Here is a 4,292-nt window from a genome sequence, read left to right on the forward strand (position 1 = left end):
AACAAAAAAGCCCTCTGCTGACGCAGAGGGATTTTTTACGTCTGACGATCGGCGAAAAAAGTTTCATTTCCCGCCGCAGCGCCATCAAAACTTCCCTACAAGCCTGAACTGATGCGGTAAACTACGCGCAGATAATTTCGCAAAGGCCGCATAATGTCCCACCAGTATCCTTCTCTGCAAGCTGACAACACTCTTGGTCTGGCGATCCGCGCGCGCGATCGTATTATCGCTGAGACGCCAGAAATGATCCTCAATGCCTGGCGAGATGCCAGAGCCGCGCATCAGCCATTTATTCTGCTGGGCGAAGGCAGCAACGTGCTTTTTCTGGACGATTTTGCCGGTACCGTCGTGCTTAACCGCATCAAAGGCATCGATATTCAAGAGCAGGACGAGGTCTGGAAGCTGCATGTCGGTGCCGGTGAAAACTGGCACGCCCTTGTAGAGGCGACCCTGAAAAAGGGGATCCCTGGACTCGAAAACCTGGCGTTGATCCCTGGTATGTCAGGCTCGGCGCCGATACAAAATATCGGCGCCTATGGCGTCGAATTCAAAGATGTTTGCGACTATGTCGATGTACTGAACCTCGAGACGGGTGCGAAGCAGCGTCTGTCGCGCGAAGCGTGCGCATTCGGTTATCGTGACAGCATCTTCAAGCATCAGTACCAGCAGGGATATGCAATTATCGCCGTGGGGCTTAGCCTGAAAAAAAGCTGGCAGCCGGTACTGACCTATGGCGATTTAACACGTCTCAATCCTGCTACGGTAACCGCCTGGGAAGTTTTTCACGCCGTATGTCATATGCGTCAGAGCAAGCTGCCCGATCCGCGTGTGACGGGTAATGTTGGTAGTTTCTTTAAAAATCCGCTGATAAGCCGCGAGCAGGCAGAGCAGCTGAAACTTGCCTATCCGGAGATGCCTTTCTACCCGCAGAAAGAGGGCGAAGTAAAACTAGCCGCAGGCTGGTTAATCGATCAGTGCCAGCTAAAAGGGTTTCGCGTCGGCGGTGCGGCAGTGCATCAGCAGCAGGCGCTGGTGCTGATTAACGCCGAACAGGCCACCTCTCAGGATATCGTCGCGCTGGCGAAAGCAGTACGCGCTCGCGTTGGGCAAAAATTTGGTGTATGGCTTGAGCCCGAGGTGCGCTTTATCGCGGCACAGGGCGAGTGCAACGCCGTAGAGGCAATCCTATGAAAGACCATAGTATCCCGCTAAAGCTGGTCGAAATACTCTCAGACGGCGAGTTTCATTCCGGCGAACAGCTTGGCGAATCACTGGGAATGAGCCGGGCGGCAATCAATAAACATATCCAGACGCTTAAAAGCTGGGGTCTGGATATCTACACGGTTACGGGAAAAGGCTATAGCCTGCCGGCGCCGATGCAGCTGTTGAATGAAGAGGCGATACTGGCGCAGTTGCATCAGCCTAATCTGGCGATCATCCCGGTTATCGACTCGACCAACCAGTACCTGCTGGAGCGGATGAACGAGCTGCAATCAGGCGACGCCTGTATTGCTGAATACCAGCAGGCGGGTCGAGGACGTCGAGGACGGCAATGGTTCTCACCTTTCGGCGCTAATCTCTATATGTCGATGTACTGGCGTCTCGAGCAGGGTCCTGCGGCCGCGATGGGGCTGAGTCTGGTTATCGGCATTGTCATCGCCGAAACCCTGCAGCAGCTGGGCGCGCAGGACGTACGCGTGAAGTGGCCTAATGATCTCTACCTACAGGATCGTAAACTGGCGGGCATTCTGGTTGAGCTAACGGGGAAAACAGGCGACGCCGCGCAAATTGTGATGGGTGCCGGTATCAATCTGGCGATGCGCGGCGCGGAAGCGGCGCAGATCAATCAAGGCTGGATCAATCTGCAGGAAGCCGGGATTGCAATTGATCGAAACGATCTGGCTGCAAAGCTGATAAACAGCCTGCGCGAGGCGCTACCGCTCTTTGAACGTGATGGATTAGCACCTTTCACCGAGCGCTGGAAAGCGCTGGATAATTTCTTCAATCGACCCGTTAAGCTATTAATCGGCGAACGCGAGATCCACGGCATCGCGCGCGGCATAGATAAGCAGGGCGGGCTGCTGCTTGAACAGGATGGTGAGGTGAAATCCTGGGTAGGCGGCGAAATATCCCTTCGCCCACAGTAATAAAAAGCCTGCGCGATGCAGGCTTTTTTATGCTATTTCCTTAGCCTGACCCGGTCGACGGCATGGTTGCCGCCTTTGGTCATAATCAAACTGGCTCTTTCGCGGGTCGGCAATATGTTCTCTTTTAAATTCAGCCAGTTGATCTCTTTCCACAGCCCAGTAGCGATCTGCACGGCCTCCTCTTCGGAGAGCTGCGCATAGTGGTGGAAATAGGAATCGGGATCGGTGAAAGCGCCCTGACGGAATTTTAAAAAGCGATTGATGTACCAGCGCTGTAGCAGGTCTTCAGGCGCATCTACATAGATAGAGAAGTCGACGAAGTCCGACACAAAGACGTGGTGTGGATCGTGAGGATAATCCATCCCGCTCTGCAGAACATTCAGGCCTTCGAGAATCAATATATCGGGCTGATGCACGACTTTATCGCCATCCGGGATAACGTCATACACCAGATGAGAATAAACCGGCGCTGTGACCTGACTGGCGCCTGATTTCAGTGCGGAAACGAAGTTAACCAGCCGATGCATATCATAAGACTGAGGGAAGCCTTTCTTCTTCATCAGGCCGCGCTCTTTTAGCACCGCATTAGGATGCAAAAAGCCATCGGTGGTAATGAGCTCGACTTTGCGATGTTCGGGCCAGCGGCTCAGCAGCGCCTGCAGAACGCGCGCGGTGGTGCTTTTCCCCACGGCTACGCTGCCGGCGATGCTGATAATGTAAGGGATCTTCTGGCCGTCTGTGCCCAGGAACTGTTCGAGCACTGCCTGACGACGCAGATTGGAGCTGATATAGAAGTTAAGCAGGCGCGATAAAGGCAGGTAAATCTCTGCGACCTCTTCCAGAGACAAATCTTCATTGATGCCCTTTAACTGCGCAATCTCCTCTTCTGTTAAGGTCATTGGCACAGAATTACGTAGGGCGGCCCACTGCTTACGCGTGAACTCTAAATAGGGTGTGGTCAGAGGTGAATTCTTTTTATTCATAAGTATGCGTCTGACTGCAGATTAAGGCTGATTCATATCATGCAGGTAAAAAAACCTGTCGGGATATGAGCACCATAGCGGCATGTCACAAGGTCTTTACTGAGAACAATGGGCTGGAGGTTAACATCAGTGTGATAATAAAAAGAAGAAAAATGATAAATACGCGCACGCTTTCGCAAGCGGCTGCGCATAAGTCCGGCTTCAGCACAGCAGGTATCTATAAACTTGCTCAGAAAAGCCTCTGGCTCATGCGTAATCTTTTTCTGGCCGTGGAAAAAGGGCACCGCCGCGAAAATTTTTTTATTTTTCCTCTTCGTCAGGCGTGTAAAAGTTAGTGTAGGTCTCATCTGGCTCGTTATGTTCAGGCGATAAATACAGCAGCGTAGCGGATAAAACTTGCCGAGATTGCCTAAATTTCCCTCACTAAGGCGCTAAAATGCGAGGATTTGCACAAATAGTAAGCGATAGAGTTATTTCAGCGATTTTTTTGTTGCATCCTGTCCCCGACCTTCCTAGAATGCGCGTCACTTGATGCCGGCTTAGCTCAGTTGGTAGAGCAACTGACTTGTAATCAGTAGGTCACCAGTTCGATTCCGGTAGCCGGCACCATCAAGTAGGTGGGATTCCCGAGCGGCCAAAGGGAGCAGACTGTAAATCTGCCGTCACAGACTTCGAAGGTTCGAATCCTTCTCCCACCACCATCTCAACCTTGCCGGTTGGGAGCAGATAAACAGCCTGTTTGTCTGTCGGTGAGTCACTTCTCTCACCCCAAATTCAAACTGCGCTTCGGCACAGTTAAAGTCGGTCAGCAACACTGTCAGACTTCGAATAGTAGGGGAACATCTCTTATTATTCACAAGCTACAGAAAGAACAGGTAGCCGAGTTCCAGGATGCGGGCATCGTATAATGGCTATTACCTCAGCCTTCCAAGCTGATGATGCGGGTTCGATTCCCGCTGCCCGCTCCAGATGTGCTGATATGGCTCAGTTGGTAGAGCGCACCCTTGGTAAGGGTGAGGTCCCCAGTTCGACTCTGGGTATCAGCACCACTTCCTTTATCTCCTCCCTGATTCTCTCTCTGTAAATCCTGCATTCAGGCAAAGCCTGGTTGATGTGATGATATCTTTGATATATCCGTGTCTTAGAGGGACAAGCGATGGCT

Annotated in this window: 4 protein-coding genes and 4 tRNA genes; 6 read left to right on the top strand and 2 right to left on the bottom strand. The window is 52.0% G+C overall.

What is annotated here, in order from left to right:
• Positions 1-153 precede the first annotated feature (153 nt).
• Positions 154-1,191, top strand: a complete 1,038-nt coding sequence (murB, locus tag Q9R34_RS21515) for a UDP-N-acetylmuramate dehydrogenase (protein ID WP_485896399.1) — start codon at positions 154-156, stop codon at positions 1,189-1,191.
• Entirely contained in the window at positions 1,188-2,147 is a 960-nt protein-coding gene (gene birA / locus Q9R34_RS21520) for a bifunctional biotin--[acetyl-CoA-carboxylase] ligase/biotin operon repressor BirA (protein WP_033756005.1), read from the top strand. Before murB ends, birA begins: the two co-directional genes overlap by 4 nt.
• A 32-nt stretch (positions 2,148-2,179) precedes the next feature.
• On the opposite strand, the gene coaA is transcribed toward birA, so the two are convergent.
• A complete protein-coding gene (gene coaA / locus Q9R34_RS21525; protein WP_033756003.1) occupies positions 2,180-3,130 on the bottom strand; it encodes a type I pantothenate kinase in 951 nt (316 codons plus the stop codon).
• 32 nt (positions 3,131-3,162) lie between these two features.
• Positions 3,163-3,477 (bottom strand): hypothetical protein, encoded by a 315-nt coding sequence (locus Q9R34_RS21530; protein ID WP_485896402.1) that lies wholly within the window; start codon positions 3,475-3,477, stop codon positions 3,163-3,165.
• A 186-nt stretch (positions 3,478-3,663) separates the two neighbouring features.
• Between Q9R34_RS21530 and Q9R34_RS21535 the strand changes: the two genes are divergently transcribed.
• From Q9R34_RS21535 to Q9R34_RS21550, 4 genes are all read left to right on the top strand, one after another.
• Positions 3,664-3,739 (top strand) — tRNA-Thr (locus tag Q9R34_RS21535).
• Between the two features lie 7 nt (positions 3,740-3,746).
• Positions 3,747-3,831 (top strand) — tRNA-Tyr (locus tag Q9R34_RS21540).
• Between the two features lie 192 nt (positions 3,832-4,023).
• Positions 4,024-4,098, top strand: a tRNA-Gly gene (locus Q9R34_RS21545).
• Positions 4,099-4,103: 5 nt separating this feature from the next.
• Positions 4,104-4,179: transfer RNA gene (locus Q9R34_RS21550), tRNA-Thr, on the top strand.
• Positions 4,180-4,292: the final 113 nt, after the last annotated feature.

This window comes from Enterobacter sp. BRE11, assembly GCF_031844285.1.
GTDB lineage: Bacteria > Pseudomonadota > Gammaproteobacteria > Enterobacterales > Enterobacteriaceae > Pantoea.

Bases quoted from the DNA above. Each gene is read 5' to 3' on its own strand.
- murB (WP_485896399.1), top strand. From the start codon at position 154: ATGTCCCACCAGTATCCTTCTCTGCAAGCTGACAACACTCTTGGTCTG.
- birA (WP_033756005.1), top strand. From the start codon at position 1,188: ATGAAAGACCATAGTATCCCGCTAAAGCTGGTCGAAATACTCTCAGAC.
- coaA (WP_033756003.1), bottom strand. From the start codon at position 3,130: ATGAATAAAAAGAATTCACCTCTGACCACACCCTATTTAGAGTTCACG.
- Q9R34_RS21530 (WP_485896402.1), bottom strand. From the start codon at position 3,477: ATGAGACCTACACTAACTTTTACACGCCTGACGAAGAGGAAAAATAAA.